The organism is Streptomyces pyxinicus, assembly GCF_024753135.1.
Lineage (GTDB): Bacteria > Actinomycetota > Actinomycetes > Streptomycetales > Streptomycetaceae > Streptomyces > Streptomyces pyxinicus.
In genome coordinates this window covers 17,953-34,881 of the sequence record NZ_JANUGP010000043.1, presented here as the reverse complement: position 1 = coordinate 34,881, position 16,929 = coordinate 17,953, and the positions used below count along the sequence as shown (strand labels likewise).

Sequence of the window (16,929 nt, the reverse complement as noted above, 5' to 3'; positions counted from 1 at the left end):
GGGATGTCGGAAAATCAGGGCGGCGCTGTTGCCAACCTGACACAAATTCCGCGAAGGGTGCCTCGGCATAAGGTAGGGGGCATGACAGATCCGGCCACGGACACGGACCCCGGCATACCGGGCAAGGCCACGTCCGCCTCGCGCACCACCCTCAGCCACATCATGACCCAGGCCGACACCAACCTGCTGGGGACCGTGCACGGCGGCGTGATCATGAAGCTCGTCGACGACGCGGCGGGCGCCGTGGCCGGGCGGCACTCCGGGGGGCCCGCCGTCACCGCGTCCATGGACGAGATGGCGTTCCTGGAGCCGGTCCGGGTCGGTGACCTGGTCCATGTGAAGGCACAGGTCAACTGGACCGGCCGGACCTCCATGGAGGTCGGGGTACGGGTCCTCGCCGAGCGCTGGAACGAGTCGACCCCGCCCACCCAGGTCGGCTCCGCCTACCTGGTCTTCGCAGCGGTCGACGCCGACGGCAAGCCGCGCCGCGTGCCCCCGGTGCTACCGGAGACCGACCGCGACCGCCGCCGCTACCAGGAGGCCCAGATCCGCCGCACCCACCGCCTGGCCCGCCGCCGCGCCATCCGCGAACTCCGCGAACAACGCGCCGCCGAGGGCTTCCAGGACTGACCCGGCCCGAATCACTGGGCGCCCCGGCCCACGAGCCGTCCCGCCGGCGGGCTCGGGTGTCCGTCCACCGTCGAGCGCCGGGGTGACCGGTCCGTCCGTTGCCCCGTCTCTCATCCGGCCCGGGCCGAGCGGACCGGCCTCGCGCCCGGCGCGGGGCTACCGGGACTCGACCAGGTGGATCACCTGGCCGGCCCGGATCACGTGCTGCTCCGCGGCGGGGGCCGACGCCCACCCGCCGCCGGGCCGCGGCCGCCGGGGCCTGGCGGGGCCTGTCCGGGGGATCGCCTGACCGGTCCGCGTCCGGGGCCGCTCGCACCAGACCCGCTCCGGCACCGCCTGCACCGACCCCGACCCCGACCCCGCTACGCCGTCCCCGTGCACGTCACCTCGTTGCCGCGGACCACCGTCTGGTCCGGGCGGCCCGGGTCCTCGAAGCGGATCTTGTGGACCTGCTTGAAGTCGGGGCCGGCGGTGACCTTCAGCAGGGGGCCCTGCCCCGGGGCCGCGCGGAGTTCGCTGCCGGGGAGGGCCGCGGCCAGGGAGCGGGCCGAGCGGTCCCAGCGGGGGTCGTAGGAGATGACCGTGCGCGGCACGTGGGCGGGCGCGGTCACCGGCCGGCGGGTGGTGGCGAAGCCGGCCGCGGCGAGCGCCGCGTCGACCCGCTTGGCGAGCCCGGCGGTGGCCGTGCCGTTCGCCACCAGCACCTTGATCTGCGCCGGGTCCACCTCGACCGGTGTCGCCAGGGGCCCTCGGTGCGGGCGGTCGGCGGTGAGCGGCTTGTCCTCGCGCAGTGACTCGAAGAGGTGCCCCGCCCCGGCCGGGTCCCACTTCAGGGTCGATCCGATGCCCTTGACCGGGAAGTTCAGCTGCCCGATCGGGACGGTGGTGAACTCGGAGGAGGAGGGGGAGAAGTTCCGCATCGCCCGGCCCAGGTCGAGCAGCTCGTCGGTGCCGAAGCCCGCGTCGGCACGCACCGAGCCCAGCACCGCCCGCGTCACGTCCCGGAACTTCATCGGGTTCAGCAGCACCCCGGAGGACGTCGTCTTGCCGATCAGCGCCGCCAGGAACCGCTGCTGCCGCTTCATCCGGCCCAGGTCGCTCGCCCCGTCCACATGCCGGGCCCGTACGTACTGGAGGGCCTGCCCGCCGTTGAGGGTGTACGTGCCGGGTGCCAGGTCGAGCCCGGTGTACGAGTCCTTCAGCGGCGTCGGCGTACAGACCCGCACCCCGCCGAGCACGTCCACGGTGCGCATGAAACTGGTGAAGTCGACCTCCAGATAGTGGTCGATCTTCACATGGGTCATGTCCTCCACCGTGCGGATGGTGAGCTGCGGCCCGCCCTCCGCGTACGCCGCGTTCAGCTTGAGCGGATGCGGCCCGTGCCGCTGCCCCGAGTTGATGTCCACGTGCGCGGGTGTCTCGGCGTAGGAGTCGCGCGGCAGGCTCACCACCGTGGCCCGCTCCCGGTCCTCCGAGATGTGCACGATCATCATCGTGTCGGTGCAGTGACAGGGCTGGCCGCCGAGCCGGAACTCGCGCCGCTCCCGCTCGCTGATCTTGTCGCGGCCGTCGGTGCCGACCAGCAGGACGTTCATGCCGTGCCCCGCGCGGGGCCGGTTCTTCATGTCCTTGAAGGCGTCGATCCGGGCGATGCCCGCGTCCAGACTGGTGACGACGGCGTGCCCGATGCCGGCGGAGGCGAGCACCACCACCGACAGCGTGGTGGCCGCCCGCATCGCCCAGCGGGGCCGGGGCGGCCGGGCGGGCCGGGCTCCCCGCTCGGGCGGGCGCGGCACCCGGCGCGGCGGCCGCGGACGGCGCCGCGGCCTGGCGGCGCCCCCCGCGTTCTTGCCGGTGGGGGAGGGAGACCGAGGCGGGCTGGACAAGTGGGGACACCTCCGGACGAGGCCGTACGTGGGATCCGTGAGCACAGTAGGCCGATACGATCTCCAGCCCGCCTTCCGGCCCCGGCGGCGCGCACCGGTGTCCCCCGTTCGCGGTAACGTGAGCGTCCTATGAACGCCAAGCCCGACGTGCGGCACCCCGCTGTTTCCGTGATCATGCCCGTCCTCAACGAGGAACGGCATCTGCGCGGGGCCGTCCAAGCGATCCTCGCGCAGGAGTACGCCGGCGAGATGGAGGTCGTGATCGCCCTCGGTCCGTCCACGGACCGCACGGACGAGATCGCCGCCCAGCTCGTGGCCGAAGATCCCCGCGTCCACACCGTGCCGAACCCGACCGGCCGCACCCCCGCCGCGCTGAACGCCGCGATCAAGGCCTCCCGGCACCCGATCGTGGTCCGGGTCGACGGCCACGGCATGCTCTCGCCGAACTACATCGCCACCGCCGTCCGCCTGCTGGAGGAGACCGGCGCGCAGAACGTCGGCGGCCTCATGCACGCCGAGGGCGAGAACGACTGGGAGCACGCGGTCGCCGCCGCCATGACCTCGAAGATCGGCGTCGGCAACGCGGCCTTCCACACCGGCGGCCAGGCCGGCCCCGCCGAGACCGTCTACCTCGGTGTCTTCCGCCGCCCCGCCTTGGAGCAACAGGGCGGCTACAACGAGGAGTTCATCCGCGCCCAGGACTGGGAGCTGAACTTCCGCATCCGCGAGGCGGGCGGCCTGATCTGGTTCTCGCCGGAGCTGAAGGTGTCGTACCGGCCGCGGCCCTCGGTGCGGGCGCTGGCCAAGCAGTACAAGGACTACGGCCGCTGGCGGCACGTCGTCGCCCGCTACCACGCCGGTTCCATCAACCTGCGCTACCTCGCCCCGCCGGTCGCGGTGTGCGCGATCGCCGCGGGTCTCGTGGTGGGCGTGGCGCTCACCCCGTGGGGGCTCGTCATACCGGGCGGTTATCTGGCGGCGATAGCGGCCGGTTCCGTCCCGGCGGGCAAGGGCCTGCCGGTGAAGGCCCGGCTGCGGATTCCGGTGGCCCTCGCCACCATGCACATGTCGTGGGGCTGGGGCTTCCTCACCAGCCCCCGCTCCCTGGCCCGCAAGGTCATCGCCTCCCGGCGCCCGGCGGTGACGGCCCCGGTGGCCTGAGCCCAGGCCGTACGCGCGTCGGCCCGGAACCCTCGCCGAGGGTTCCGGGCCGACGCAGGTACCTCCGGCGGCGGAGCTACCAGCGGTAGACGCTGTAGACGTCCATGCACTTGCCGGTGTCCGAGCCGTTGACCGCGTCACTGCCCTCGGGTAGGTCCCCGGCCTTCGGGGCGGACCGCTTCGGATACGCGGTGCCGGTGCGCCAGTCGGCGCCGACGACGACCGTGACACCGGAGACGTCGGTCGACTGCTTCACCGAACTCAGCGGAATACCGAGTGACTTGGCCACCGCCTGCGCGTCACCCCGCAGGTCGGCGCTCGGGTACCGCACGACCGTGCTGTCCTGCGACAGCGTCCCGCTGGTGTCGGCGCTCGCCCGGCCGTAGCCCTTCTGCGCCAGCGCCCGCGCGATGGCACCCGCCCGCTGCCGCACCGGTGCCTCGGTGCCGGTCCGGGTGGCGTTCTGCACCAGCACACCGAGCCTGCTCGGGTCGAGCGAGGGCTCCTTGGCCGGTGTCGTCTCCTTGGCCTTCTTCTCGCCGGAGGACTTGCCGTTCTTGTCGAAGGGCACGTCGTCCTTGAGCATCTGCCAGACCTTGTCGGCGTTGGCCCCGTCCGGCACCACGTGGTTGCCGTCCCGCTGGTCCGGCACGTTGGGCATGGTCAGCGAGGTGATCCGGTCCGACGGCACCGACTTGAGCTGCATCCCGAGGTCGTACAGCTTCTTGACCGTGCCGATCTCCTCGGAGACCTTGAGCGACTTGGTGGCCGCCTCCGCCAGGTCCGTCAGGCGCCCGGTGTCGGTGAACACGCTCTGCCCGCGCAGGGTGCGGACCATCGAGTTCAGGTACATGTGCTGGGCGCGGGCCCGCATCAGGTCGCTGCCCCAGGCGTGCCGGGTGCGCAGCCACTGCAGGGCCTGCTTGCCCTGCACCTTGTGCGTGCCGGCCTTCATCTTCAGGCCCGAGCCGCCGGGCACCGTGGCCGTCGGCCGGTCCCACACGTTCTGCTTCACGCACACCTCGACCCCGCCGATGGCGTCGGCCATCCGCACCACGCCCGCGAAGTCGATCGTCATCCAGTGGTCGATGTAGACCCCGGTGAGGTTCTCCCAGGTGGCCAGCGTGCAGCCGGCGCCACCGCGGGCCAGGCTGACGTTGATGATGTCGTTGGTCGCCGGGTAGACCTTGCCGGTGTCGGGGTCCGTGCACTTGGGGATGTCGACCCGGGTGTCACGCGGGATGCTGATCATGGCGGCGCTCTCGCGGTCCGCGGAGAGGTGGATGAGCATCTGCACGTCGCCCAGGGGCGGGTCGCCGCGGTGGTCCCTGCTGCCGCCCAGCTTGACGTTCTCGTCGGAGTTACGGCTGTCGGAGCCGATCAGCAGGATGTTCAGCGGGGTCTGGCCGGCCGCGTTCGGCTCGGTGCGGTGCGCCTTGGAGTCGTCGGCGCTGCTGCGCCTGCCCTTCTGGATGTTGCCGTTGAGGTGCTGGTAGTACAGGTATCCGGCGCCGGCCGTACCGAGTATCACCACCGCCAGCACCGTCGCCGACCAGCGCAACGCGCGCCGTCTGCGCCGCGGCCGGCCGTCCTTGCCGCCACCGCCGGGCCGCTGCCCGCCGCCGCGCCGTCCGGAACCCGCCGCCCCGTCCGGAGTCTGCGGCGCGAGCGACATAGTGTCCTCGACCGCAGGAGCCTCTCCGCGCACCTCGCTCCGCGCCACAACCTCTGCCCTCCCCACGCCCTGCGCCATGCAACGGGCCCGTCCCGCGTCGGGTTAGACGCACGACGGGCCCCTTGGGTTACCTACGAGGCGCACCTCATCTGTGCTGACGGTGTACTGTTCCCGCGCCTATTTGGCGCATGTCACCTTGTCCGCCGTCGACTTGTCGACGTCCGGGGCCTTGGTGGCGGCCTTGAGCGAGATGCCCGCGCCCTTGAAGTCCTTGCCCAGGGTCAGCGTCATCGCGGGCAGCCCCTGCGAGTTGGTGACGCTCTTGCCGGGCTTGAGGGCCGAGCCGGACAGCCCCATGATGTCGGCCAGCCTGCGGGCCTGGTCCGCCTGGTCGGGCGCGTACTCCAGCGTGGTCTTCGACAGCGGCGCGGGCGCGTTGCCCGCGTTCTCCGACTTGGTCACGCCCTTCTCGTTCTGCAGCCAGCTCAGCTCGGCCTGGGCGCTGCCCGCCTCGGCCCCGCCGTTGAGGATCCGCACCCGCACGTCGGCGGCGTCGGCCTTGGGGCCCTTGAGGCGGGCGGCCTGGGCGTCCTTCGCCGCCTTCTCCTTCTTCTTGACGTCGCTGAAGGAGACGTCGTTGCTGATCGCGTCGAACACCTGGGGGGCGAGGGCCGGGTTCACGATCACGGTCTTGTGGACGACACCGTCCGCCGGATTGTCCGTCACCGGCACGGTGAGGAAGGAGATGTTCTTGGTCGGCACCTTCTTCAGCTCCAGGGCCACGTCCTTGAGCGTGCTCACGGAACCGATGCCCTTGTCCACGGTCAGCGCCTTCGTGGCCGCCTCGGCGAGCTTCACCAGCTTGGTGGGGCTGGTCAGGGTGTCGCCGTCGGACATCTTGCGCATCAGCGAGGCCATGAACTGCTGCTGCACCTTGATCCGGTCCAGGTCTCCCTGGTTGCCCCAGCTGTGCCGGGTACGGACGAAGGCCAGTGCCTGCTCGCCCTCGATCGTGGACGGGCCCGCGGGCAGGTCCAGGTGCGAGTCCTTGTCCTTGACGGCGTGGGCGAGGCACACGTCGACGCCGCCGACCGCTGTGGTCAGCGTCTTCACCGCGTTGAAGTCCACCATCATGAAGTGGTCCGGTGCGATGCCCGTGATCGCCTTCACCGTGTTCATCGTGCAGCCCGGGTCCCGGCCGTCCTGGCCGAGGCTGGTGTTGAAGCGGACGTCGGCCGTCCCGGGGATGACCTTCGTGGAGCCGTCGGGCTGCTTGGTCGCGCAGTCCGGGACATCGACGATCAGGTCGCGCGGGATGCTGAGCGCCGTCGCGTTCGTCCGGTCCTTGGAGACGTGCAGCAGGATGTTCGTGTCCGCGTGCCCGACGCTGCCCTTGTCGCCGTAGCCCTCGTTCCCCTTGCCCGTTCGTTTGTCGGTGCCGATGAGCAGGATGTTGAAGGCGTCGTCCTTGCTGAAGCCGTCCTTGGCCGCGCTGCCGACGTCCGTCGTCGTGACGTTGCCCTCAAGGTGCTTGAGGTAGAGGTAGCCGGCCGTGCCGACGGCGACCAGGACGAACGCCGTACCGCCGGCGGTCCACGCCAGTACCTTCTTCGCCTTCGACTTCTTCTTCACCGGCCGCCGAGTGGCGCGCCGCCCCTGCGAAGCCTCGGGCTCGGCGCCCTTGCGCCGGCTGCCGCGCGGCGGGGGCACCTCCCCGGCGCCTTCCCGGGGCGGCTGCCGCCGCTCGCCGGGCGCCGGGCGCTGACGGCGCGGCGCGCCGCCGTCACCCCGTGCCGGTCTCCGGGGGCCGGGGACCGGCGACTGCGCTGTGGAAGGACCCAGTCGCAGTTCGTATTCGCCGGTGTTCGGATTGAGTACCCACTGGTCTGCGGGGTCGATGTTGTCCGCCCGCCCACGGCCTTGCGCGTCCACGGTTGTCCGAATCCTCCGTCGGGGCCACGCGGCGCCTCCCCCCTCCAGAGGCGCTCGGGTCTCGGTGAAACAGTGCACGACCCAGGACGGACCAAGCGGCCAGGTGCACCGGATCGCTCACACTATCCGCCCAGTTCAGCGTTGAGCGACGCCGGTGACAAATTCCACCTCCCTACAACTGGGCAATCCCCCTCATTTACTGAACGAAAGTTCCCCGACTTGGTGAACGCCTTACTCGCACGGATGCTCGGCCGCGGTGTTCCCGCTGAACGTCGGCGCCGGCGACGCGCCGCTCCCGCCGTCCCCGCCCGTCGAATTCCCGGGAGTTTCCTGTGGAGTTCCTTTGGCCACGGCCACCGGCCGGTCCGCCCGCAGCCGCGCGAAGAGCTTCTCGGCCTCCGGCTCCACGAGCTGGTCGCGGTTGGCGTTGTAGACGTACGACTCCCTCGGCACCGTCAGGAACTGCACCCGTTCGGTGGGGATGTCCCGCAGACCGCGCACCAACTGGTAGAGGCCGCGCAGACTGGCCAGCGCGGGGTCGGTGGTCAGCGAGGACGTCGCCGCGTCCAGCACCGGGTACAGCCTCCCGGGGTTGAGCAGCACGTCGTTGCTCTGCACCTTGTCGACCAGCGCGCCGAGGAACCGCTGCTGGCGCTCCATCCGGTCGGTGTCGCTGCCGTTGCCGAGCGACTTGCGCGCCCGTACGTAGCCGAGCGCCTGCTCGCCGTCGAGGGTGACCAGGCCCGCCGGCAGCCGGAGCTTGGCCGCCTTGTCGTTCATCGGTTCCCTGAGGCACATCCGCACGCCGTCGACGGCGTCCACCATCTGCTTGAACCCGCTGAAGTCCACGACCATGTGGTGGTCGACCCGGATGTCCGTCAGCTTCTCGACGGTCCGGATCGTGCACGCCGAACCCCCCACCTGGAAGGCGTGGTTGAACATGGCGAACACCGGTTCGCTGCGGCTGCCGTCCGGCCGCAGGCAGCCGGGGACGTCGACCATCAGGTCCCGGGGCAGCGAGACGGCGGTGGCGCTGCGCCGGTCGGCGGCCAGGTGCAGCAGGATCGTGGTGTCGGACCGCTCGGTGCCGTGGTCCCGGCCGTACGCGTCGTTGCCGTCCCCGGCCCGGGTGTCGGAGCCGATCAGCAGGATGTTCTGGGCGCCGCGCACCAGTGCGGTGGGCCGCTCCCGCTCGTACCGGGCCAGCTCGCGGGCGGCGGCCTCGTCGGCGGTGATGTTGCCGCTGAGCTTGGCGTACACCAGCCAGCCGGCACCGCCGGCCGCGAGCAGCAGGACGGTGGCCGCGCTCACCGAGCGCCCGGTCCACCGCCGCCGACGCCGCCGCCGTAGCCCCGCGCCGGTGGCACAGGCGCCCGGCCCCGCCCCATGGGCCCCCTCGGCGTCGTCGGTCACGAACGGGCACCCCCTCATGGCGGACGAGCGTCACGTGCTGTCACCGGCACATGCCCCGTTCCCGCGACACGCGCCGTTCCTACGACGATGCGGTGACGCGGGGGAGGAGGCGCCCGGTGCTACTCCAGACGAGGGAGAAACGGCCGCCCGTCTCTCAGCGGCGCACCACGGTCACCCGTTCGGTCTCGACGCGCTGGTCGAGGCCCTCCGCGTCCAGCCGGTCCAGGTTCCGGCACAGCACCACCGACCCGCCGGAGGCGAGCGCCGCGTACAGCCCCGCGCTCAGCCCCTCCCAGGTGTCGTACGGCAGCCCCGACAGCACCCGAGCGCCGGGCCCCGTCAGTCCGAGTGCCCCGGCGTCGGCGACGGCCTTCTCCACGACCTCCGCCGCGCTGTACTCCGCCCCGGCCACGATCAGCGCCGAGTCCGCGGGGTCCACCGGCGTGAAGGGGGCGAACCGGTCGCCCTGGCCCGGCACTTCGACGGCGTAGTCCGCGAACCCGGCGGGCGGCTGCGGGAACCGGCCGCCCAGCGGGCGCAGCGCGAGGGCGACCCGCTCGCCGCGGCAGGCCCGCGCCGCCTCCAGCGCGTCCGGTCCGCTGACCACCACGTCGGCCGCCGCCGGGTCCCAGGCCACGTCCGCGACCGCGCCCACCGAGGAACACGCCAGCAGCCACACGGCCGTCTGCCAGTGCGCGGGCAGCAGCAGCGCGACCCGGTCGCCGGGACCCGCGGCCAGGTCGCCCTGGAGGAGGTTCGCGGTCTTGGCCACCCAATTGGCGAAGGTGGCCACGGACAGTTCGACGCGTTCGCCGGTGGCGTCGTCGTAGAAGGTGACCAGCGGGCGGCCCGGGTCCGCGGCGAGTGCGGAAGTCAGCAGGTCGGCGGGGGTGCGATCGGTGGCGTTCACCCGGCACAGGGTACGCGCGGCCGGGCGGGCGCACCGAGCGTCGCGGACACCGGTTCGGCGGAACCCGGCCCGACGGCCCGTCAGTTCATCATTGGACATATTTGTCCGACTATGTTCAAGATCATGGCCATGCGCGGATTCCTCACTCCCTCCCTCGGTGCCTCCTCGCTCGTCGCGTCCTCGCTCGGCGTCGCGTGCGTCGCGGCCCTCGCCCTGCCCCTGGCCCCGCCGGCCCACGCGGCGCCCGACGTGTCCGCCGTGCCGGGAAGCACCCGTTCGCTGCCGCTGGTCCCCCTCACCCGTGACCGTGTCCTCGGCTCGGCGCCCCAACAGGGCCTGTTTCGCGCCGACATCGACCGCTTCTCCCTGGTCGGGGTCGCCTGGGACGACCCGGACGCCGAACTGCGCGGCCGGGTCCAGGTACGCACCCGCTCCGCCGCCACCGGCACGTGGTCCGGCTGGCAGGACGTCGAGACGCACAACACCGACCACGGCGCCGACCCCGGCACGGCCGAGCGGACCTCGCGCGGCGTGCGCGGCGCGACCGCGCCGCTGTGGGTGAACGACTCCGACGGCGTGGACGTACGGGTGCGCGCGGAGCCCGCCGCCACCCCGCGCGGCAGCCGCGCCGGAGCGCGACCCGCCGTACTGCCCTCGGGGCTGCGCCTGGAACTCGTCGACCCGGGCGACGAGGCCCCGCCGGAGGGCGCGCCCGTCGACGCGCCCCGCACCGGGCTGCACTCGGAGGCGGCGATCGCCGCCTCGGCCACCAACACCGACGTCACCGGCTTCGGCGCCACCGAGATCCCCGAACTGAGCCGGGAGGCCACTGAGCAGGAACTGGCCCGGCTCCACGAGGAAGCTCAGGCCAAGCCGTACATCGGGGCCCGCCCGAAGATCGTCACCCGGCGGGGCTGGGGCGCGGACGAGTCGCTGCGCGGGGGCGGATTCGTCTACACGAAGAGGGTCAAGGCGGCCTTCGTGCACCACACGGCCTCGGGCAACAAGTACAGCTGCTCCCAGGCCCCCTCCGTCATCCGCGGCATCTACCGCTACCACGTCACGAGCATGGGCTGGCGGGACCTCGGCTACAACTTCCTCGTCGACAAGTGCGGAACCCTCTACGAGGGCCGGGCCGGCGGCGTCGCGAAGGCGGTCCTCGGCGCGCACACCCTCGGGTTCAACACCGACAGCATGGGCGTCGCCGTGATCGGCAGCTACGGCTCCACCAAGCCGGCCGGCGCCGCGGTGACGGCCCTCGCCCGGCTCACCGCGTGGAAGCTCGGACTCTACGGGGCCGACCCGAGGGGCAGGACCTCCCTCACCTCGGGCGGCGGCAACCTCTATCCCAAGGGGACGAGCGTCCGGCTCAACGTCGTCTCCGGCCACCGGGACGGCTACGCCACCGACTGTCCCGGCACATCGCTCTACGCCAAGCTCGGCACGGTCCGCTCCAGCGCGGCGCGCTACCAGGGGCGCTGAGGCGGGGACCCTCAGGCGGGGGGCGCCGAGGCGGGGGCGAACAGGGGAATCCGGGCGCCGATCCCGCGCTGCGCCGCGCGGCCGTCGGGGCGTCGTCCGCCGGTCTGCGTACACTGACCGGCCGAAACGAGTAGTGACGAGTAGTGACGAGCAGACGAGCAGTCCGGCCGGTCCCGGCAGGAAGCGGAGACGACAGGTGACAGAAGCGATCCTCCTGGTCGGCGGCAAAGGCACCCGGCTGCGCCCGCTCACGGTGCACACGCCCAAGCCGATGGTCCCGGCCGCCGGGGTGCCGTTCCTCACGCACCAGCTGGCCCGCGCGAGAGCGGCGGGCGTCGACCACATCGTCCTCGCGACGAGCTATCTCGCCGAGGTCTTCGAGCCCTACTTCGGCGACGGCGCGGCCCTCGGCCTGCACATCGAGTACGTCACCGAGGAGGAGCCCCTCGGCACCGGCGGCGCGCTCCGCAACGTGGCCTCGCGGCTGCACTCCGGGCCCGAGGACCCGGTACTCGTCTTCAACGGCGACATCCTCACCGGGCTGGACATCAGGGCGCTGGTCGCCACTCACGAGTCGACGGGCGCGGACGTCTCCCTGCACCTGACCCAGGTGACCGACCCGCGCGCGTACGGCCTCGTCCCCACCGACGACACCGGGCGGGTCCTGGCGTTCCTGGAGAAGCCGCAGACCCCGGAGGAGATCGTCACCGACCAGATCAACGCGGGGGCGTACGTCTTCCGCCGCTCGGTCATCGACACCATCCCGGCCGGGCGGCCGGTGTCCGTGGAGCGCGAGACCTTCCCCGGGCTGCTGGCCGCGGGCGCGCACCTCCAGGGCATGGTCGACTCCACCTACTGGCTGGACCTCGGCACCCCGGCCGCCTTCGTCCGGGGCTCGGCGGACCTGGTGCTGGGCCGCGCCCCCTCGCCGGCCGTGCCGGGCCGCTGCGGCGACCGGCTCGTGCTGCCCACGGCCACCGTCGCCGCCGACGCCAAGCTGACCGGCGGCACGGTGGTGGGGGAGGGCGCGTTCGTGGCGGAGGGCGCGAGCGTCTTCGGCTCGACGATCCTCCCCGGCGCCGTCATCGAACCGGGCGCCGTCGTCACCGACTCCCTCATCGGCTCCCGGGCGCGCGTCGGCGAGCGCACCGTACTCACCGGGACGGTCGTCGGGGACGGCGCGGTCGTGGGCGCGGACAACGAGCTGCGCTCGGGGGTACGGGTGTGGTGCGACGCCCGCATTCCGGCGGGGGCGGTGCGGTTCTCGTCGGATCAGTAGGGAGCGCCCCCGCGTGAGGGGCCGCTCCACGTGAGGGGCCGTTCAAAGGGGCCGCAGTCCTCAGAGCAGCCCGATGTCCACCCTCGGCATCTTCGGTGTCCGGCGCGCCGGCGCGACCCCGCTCAGCAGGATCAGCCGGGCCGCCCGGTGCCGGTGCCCGGCGTACGGCTCCAGCAGGCGCAGCATCGTCTCGTCGTCGGCGAAACGGTCCCCCGCGAGCGCCCACCCGACGATCCCCGGCAGATGCAGGTCCCCGACGGTCACCTCGTCCGCCGCGCCGTGACTGCGCTGCACGACCTCCGCCGACGTCCAGGGCCCCACCCCCGGTACGACCTCCAGCCGCGCCCGGGCCCCCGCCGCCGGCATCCCCACCCCTTGCTCAAGCCGCGCCGCGACCCGCACCGCCCGCAGGATCGTGGACGCCCGCTTGTCGTCCACTCCGGCCCGGTGCCACTCCCAGGACGGGATCAGCGCCCACGTCCGCGCCCCCGGCATCACGAACATCGGCCGCTCGCCCGCACCCGCGGGCCCCGGCGCCGGTTCCCCGAACCAGCGCACCAGCAGCCGCCACGCGCGGTACGCCTCGTCGGTCGTGACCTTCTGCTCCAGCACCGACGGGATCAGCGACTCCAGCACCAGCCCGGTCCGCGTCAGCCGCAGCCCCGGCCGCCGGTGCCGGGCCCCCGCGACCACCCGGTGCCGGGGCACGAACGCCTCGGGGTCGTCGGCCGCGCCGAGCAGCTCCGGCAACCCGTCCAGCAGCCACTGCGCGCCCGGTCCCCAGGCCTCGCCGAGCACCTCACCGCCGTACGCCCGCACCCGCAGCGTGCCCGGTCCGGCCGGGGTACGGCAGGCCCGCCAGACGGAGCCGTCCGCCGTGGCCCGGAACGTCGGATCGCCGGGTCCGCGCCGCAGCGGCCCGAGCACCAGCCCGAGGTCCAGCGGCCCCGGCGGCACCCACCGCCGTGTCCGAGCCGGAGCCGCCGACGGGCGCGGTATCCCGGCACGCGCCGTCGCGGGTACGCCGACCTGCCCGCCGCGCGTGGTCGTACGCGTGGGGCGCGGGGCGAAACGTCCTGCCACTGGTGAGTCCTAGGGTGCCGGGTGCGTCCTCAGAGACTAGGCCAGACCCACGCCCCGCAGCGGCGATCCGCGGCATGATTCAGCGCACCTCGACGAACGCCCCCGCGTCCCGCTCGGGGCGCGGTCTCGGGTCCTCGGCCGGGTGGCCGACCGCGACCGCGCCCATCGGGTCCCAGTCCGCCGGCAGGCCGAGCACCTCGCGCACCACGTCCCGGCAGAACATCGTGGACGACACCCACGCCGAGCCCAGCCGCTCCCCGGCCAGCGCGACCAGCAGGTTCTGCACGCCCGCGCCCATCGCGACGACGAACATCTCCCGCTCGGCGCCGTCCCGCCGCGCGTCGCCGTAGTGGTGGGAGCCGTCCATGACCAGGCAGGGGACGACGAGATACGGCGCGGCGCGCAGGAGGTCCCCACGCCGGACCCGCTTGGCGACCGACTCCTCGCTCTTGCCGTCCCGGCGCAGGTCGGCGATCCAGGCGTCCCGCATCGCGTCCAGCAGCCCGGTCCGGGAGTCGGCCGACTCCAGCAGCACGAACCGCCAGGGCGTGGTGTGGTGCGGGGCGGGCGCGGTGACCGCCGCCGCCACCGCGCGCCGTACCGCGCCCGGGTCCACGGGCTCGTCGGTGAAGGCGCGCACGGTGCGCCGCTGGGTGACGGCCTCCCGGACCGCCTCGGAGGTGCCGAGCCGGAACATGTCGTCCCGCGCGGACCGCACCAGCGCCCGCGCACCGTCCTCCGGGCCCTCGGCAGGGTCGTCCGCACCGGTCACGACATGTCCGAGACCGCGCACCACGGCGACCGGCCGCCCGGCCGCCTTGCCCTTGACCAGGTCGCCGGCCGCGGCCAGTTCGTCCGCCGTGGCCACGACGGTCGCGCCGAGCGGATTGCCGTGCGCGTCCGTGCCGCCGCGCAGGTCGTCCAGCACGCGCACCCCGGCGGCGCCGATCGCCACGTCCGTGAGCCCCGCGCGCCAGGGCCGCCCGAAGGTGTCGGTGACGAGGACGCCCACGTCGATCCCGAGGGAATCGCGCAGGCCCGCGCGGATCGCGCGCGCGGACGCGTCCGGGTCCTCGGGCAGCAACAGCACCGTCCCGGCAGGGGTGTTGGAGGCGTCCACCCCGGCGGCGGCCATGACCAGACCCTGCCGGTTCTCCACGATGCGCAGCGCGCCGCGCCGGGCCACCACCCGGACCGTCTCGGCGTCGATGGCCGCCTCCCGGTCGTCCGCCCGCACGATCCGGCCCTCGGCCTTCGAGACGATCTTGGAGGTGACGATCAGCACGTCACCGTCCGCGAGGTCGGGACCCGCGGCGGCGATCAGCTTGGCGAGGTCGTCGCCCGGCCGCACCTCGGGCATGCCCGTCAGGGCCCGGACCGTGTACTGCGGGCGCTCCTCGCTCACGCTCCCCGCACCTCCTCGGCCAGCGCCAGCGCCTCCCGCGCCATCCGCGCGGCCGCGTCCACGTCGGTCATCATCAGCGGTACGGCCCGGCAGCGGATGCCGTCCGACTCGACCCGCTCCACCACGCCCGCGTCCACCGTGTCGACCAGCCAGCCGTCCAGCAGCCCCGAGCCGTAGTGCTCGGCGACCGCGGCGGCCGTGGACTCCACACCGACCGCGGCGAGCACCTTGTCGGCCATCCCGCGCACGGGCGCGTCCCCGACGATGGGGGACAGGCCGACCACGGGCACGCCCGCCTCCGCGATGGCCTCCCGGATGCCGGGCACGGCCAGGATGGTGCCGATGGACACGACCGGGTTGGACGGCGGGAAGAGGATGACGTCGGCCGCGGCGATGGCCTCCAGCACGCCCGGCGCAGGCTTGGACGCCTCGGCGCCGACCGGGACCACGGCCTCGGCGGGCACCGAGGCCCGCAACCGCACCCAGTACTCCTGGAAGTGCACCGCCTTGCGCTCGCCGTCCACCTCGACGGCCACGTGCGTCTCCACGCGGTCGTCCGTCATCGGGATCAGCTTCACGCCGGGCCGCCAGCGGTCGCACAGCGCCTCGGTGACCGCGCTCAGCGGGTAGCCGGCGCCCAGCATCTGCGTCCGCACGATGTGGGTGGCGAAGTCCCGGTCACCCAGCCCGAACCAGTCCGGACCGACGCCGTAGGCCGCCAGTTCCTCCTTGAGGTGGAAGGTCTCGTCGGTCCGTCCCCAGCCCTGCTCCTCGTTGATGCCGCCGCCCAGCGTGTACATCACCGTGTCCAGGTCCGGGCAGACCTTCAGCCCGAAGAGGTGGATGTCGTCGCCGGTGTTGCCGATCACCGTGACGTCCGCGTCCGGCACGGCCTGCTTCAGGCCGCGCAGGAACCGGGCACCACCGATGCCGCCTGCCAGAACCACAATGCGCATGGGCCAAGTCTCGCAGGCGGGTCCGACAACGCGTCAGGCAGTCGACGCGTCGGGCAGTCGACGCGTCGGGCAGTCGACGCGTCGGGCAGTCGACGTGTCCGGCGGTCAGCGCGTCAGGCGGTCACCGGACGCGCCTCGCAGTGCTGTGCGGTGTGCATCGGCATCTCGGTGAGGCCCGGGTGGTACACGTGCAGGCTGACCGCCGGCTCCAGGGTGTCGTTGACGACCTCGTGCGCGTACCCCGGGGCGAACACCCGCTGGGCGCCCGCCGCCAGCGCGCGCGTGCCGCGTTCGGTGCGCTCGGTCAGCGTGCCCTCCAGGACGGTCAGCACCCCCGAGGAACGGCCGTGGCCGTGCGACCCGCTGCCCTGCCCGGGCACCCACGACAGCAGCCACACCTCGTAGCCGGGACCGGTGCGCAGCCGGTGGTACCAGCGGGTGGTGGCGTCGTAGCGGACGAGGTGCGCCCACTGGTCGCGGTCGGCGGCGATGGCGCGGGCCAGCCCGACGAACTCGGCGACGGTGGCCGGGTGCTCGCGCGGCGGCTGGAGCAGATGCGGGACTTCGAGGATGTCGCCGGCGATCTGGAGGTCGTTCTCGCTGTTCATCGGGGTGCGGTGGTCCTCGGCTGAGAAGTGGGGGGCCGGAGTTCTGAGTGGCGCGTGCGAGCCGTCCGGATCACGGACGGAAGGGGAGCCCGGGGTACGGGTTCACGAAGAGACGAGCGCGGCCGGGTCGGGATGGACTCGGCGACAGCCGGAGCGGACTGGGCTCAACAGCTGGAACAACAGCGACAGCGCGCGCGGGCGGCACCGTGGGACCCGGCGATGCGGGTCGAGGTGAGTGCCAAGTTCGCGAGCATGCCCACTAGGACACCGGTTCACACCAGCGGTGTCAACTCCGGACCCGGCATGTGGGACATGTTTCACCTCATCCGGTTCATCTGTCAGGTGAAAGGTTTGTTCACCGGGAAGCGGGGACACATGGGGCACATCCGAGCGCTCGGGCCTCTCGGAACGCGATCGAACACGGAGGCGTCTTTCTCCGTACAGGGAGCTGTACGGAGATCCGGCCGCCCCGGGGACCTGTCTGCGTGTCAAGGTTTATGGCGATTTGA

At 72.9% G+C, this 16,929-nt stretch carries 13 protein-coding genes; 4 read left to right on the top strand and 9 right to left on the bottom strand.

Annotated elements, in window-relative coordinates:
* Nucleotides 1-81 precede the first annotated feature (81 nt).
* Complete coding sequence (locus NX794_RS33385) at nt 82-630, top strand: acyl-CoA thioesterase (protein ID WP_258783424.1); 549 nt, start codon at nt 82-84, stop codon at nt 628-630.
* 362 nt (nt 631-992) lie between these two features.
* On the opposite strand, the gene NX794_RS33380 is transcribed toward NX794_RS33385, so the two are convergent.
* On the bottom strand, nt 993-2,516 hold the full coding sequence (locus NX794_RS33380) for an LCP family protein (RefSeq protein ID WP_487416685.1): 1,524 nt from the start codon (nt 2,514-2,516) through the stop codon (nt 993-995).
* 129 nt (nt 2,517-2,645) lie between these two features.
* Between NX794_RS33380 and NX794_RS33375 the strand changes: the two genes are divergently transcribed.
* On the top strand, nt 2,646-3,677 hold the full coding sequence (locus NX794_RS33375) for a glycosyltransferase family 2 protein (RefSeq protein WP_258783423.1): 1,032 nt from the start codon (nt 2,646-2,648) through the stop codon (nt 3,675-3,677).
* A 76-nt stretch (nt 3,678-3,753) separates the two neighbouring features.
* On the opposite strand, the gene NX794_RS33370 is transcribed toward NX794_RS33375, so the two are convergent.
* From NX794_RS33370 to NX794_RS33355, 4 genes are all read right to left on the bottom strand, one after another.
* A complete protein-coding gene (locus tag NX794_RS33370) occupies nt 3,754-5,352 on the bottom strand; it encodes an LCP family protein (protein WP_258783422.1) in 1,599 nt (532 codons plus the stop codon).
* Nucleotides 5,353-5,529: 177 nt separating this feature from the next.
* Nucleotides 5,530-7,284 carry an LCP family protein gene (locus NX794_RS33365; protein ID WP_258783421.1) on the bottom strand — a complete coding sequence of 585 codons (1,755 nt, stop codon included), beginning with the start codon at nt 7,282-7,284 and terminating at the stop codon, nt 5,530-5,532.
* 231 nt (nt 7,285-7,515) lie between these two features.
* Nucleotides 7,516-8,715 (bottom strand): LCP family protein, encoded by a 1,200-nt coding sequence (locus NX794_RS33360; protein WP_258783420.1) that lies wholly within the window; start codon nt 8,713-8,715, stop codon nt 7,516-7,518.
* 136 nt (nt 8,716-8,851) lie between these two features.
* Nucleotides 8,852-9,607, bottom strand: a complete 756-nt coding sequence (locus NX794_RS33355; RefSeq protein ID WP_258783419.1) for a TIGR03089 family protein — start codon at nt 9,605-9,607, stop codon at nt 8,852-8,854.
* A 111-nt stretch (nt 9,608-9,718) separates the two neighbouring features.
* Between NX794_RS33355 and NX794_RS33350 the strand changes: the two genes are divergently transcribed.
* Complete coding sequence (locus tag NX794_RS33350; protein ID WP_428986008.1) at nt 9,719-11,089, top strand: N-acetylmuramoyl-L-alanine amidase; 1,371 nt, start codon at nt 9,719-9,721, stop codon at nt 11,087-11,089.
* A gap of 196 nt (nt 11,090-11,285) precedes the next feature.
* A complete protein-coding gene (manB, locus tag NX794_RS33345) occupies nt 11,286-12,368 on the top strand; it encodes a mannose-1-phosphate guanylyltransferase (RefSeq protein WP_258783417.1) in 1,083 nt (360 codons plus the stop codon).
* Nucleotides 12,369-12,428: 60 nt separating this feature from the next.
* Here manB and NX794_RS33340 read toward each other — a convergent pair whose 3' ends face one another.
* The 4 genes from NX794_RS33340 to NX794_RS33325 form a co-directional block, all read right to left on the bottom strand.
* Nucleotides 12,429-13,451, bottom strand: a complete 1,023-nt coding sequence (locus tag NX794_RS33340) for a DNA-3-methyladenine glycosylase family protein (protein ID WP_258783416.1) — start codon at nt 13,449-13,451, stop codon at nt 12,429-12,431.
* Between the two features lie 79 nt (nt 13,452-13,530).
* On the bottom strand, nt 13,531-14,856 hold the full coding sequence (locus NX794_RS33335; RefSeq protein WP_309506058.1) for a coenzyme F420-0:L-glutamate ligase: 1,326 nt from the start codon (nt 14,854-14,856) through the stop codon (nt 13,531-13,533).
* A complete protein-coding gene (cofD, locus tag NX794_RS33330; RefSeq protein WP_258783415.1) occupies nt 14,853-15,812 on the bottom strand; it encodes a 2-phospho-L-lactate transferase in 960 nt (319 codons plus the stop codon). The genes NX794_RS33335 and cofD overlap by 4 nt, the downstream gene beginning before the upstream one ends.
* Nucleotides 15,813-15,925: 113 nt before the next feature.
* A complete protein-coding gene (locus NX794_RS33325; RefSeq protein ID WP_258783414.1) occupies nt 15,926-16,420 on the bottom strand; it encodes a cupin domain-containing protein in 495 nt (164 codons plus the stop codon).
* Between the last annotated feature and the right edge of the window lie 509 nt (nt 16,421-16,929).

Coding starts and splice junctions, on each gene's coding strand:
- NX794_RS33385 (WP_258783424.1), top strand. CDS start 82: ATGACAGATCCGGCCACGGACACGGACCCCGGCATACCGGGCAAGGCC.
- NX794_RS33375 (WP_258783423.1), top strand. CDS start 2,646: ATGAACGCCAAGCCCGACGTGCGGCACCCCGCTGTTTCCGTGATCATG.
- NX794_RS33370 (WP_258783422.1), bottom strand. CDS start 5,352: ATGTCGCTCGCGCCGCAGACTCCGGACGGGGCGGCGGGTTCCGGACGG.
- NX794_RS33360 (WP_258783420.1), bottom strand. CDS start 8,715: ATGAGGGGGTGCCCGTTCGTGACCGACGACGCCGAGGGGGCCCATGGG.
- NX794_RS33350 (WP_428986008.1), top strand. CDS start 9,719: ATGTTCAAGATCATGGCCATGCGCGGATTCCTCACTCCCTCCCTCGGT.
- cofD (WP_258783415.1), bottom strand. CDS start 15,812: ATGCGCATTGTGGTTCTGGCAGGCGGCATCGGTGGTGCCCGGTTCCTG.
- NX794_RS33325 (WP_258783414.1), bottom strand. CDS start 16,420: ATGAACAGCGAGAACGACCTCCAGATCGCCGGCGACATCCTCGAAGTC.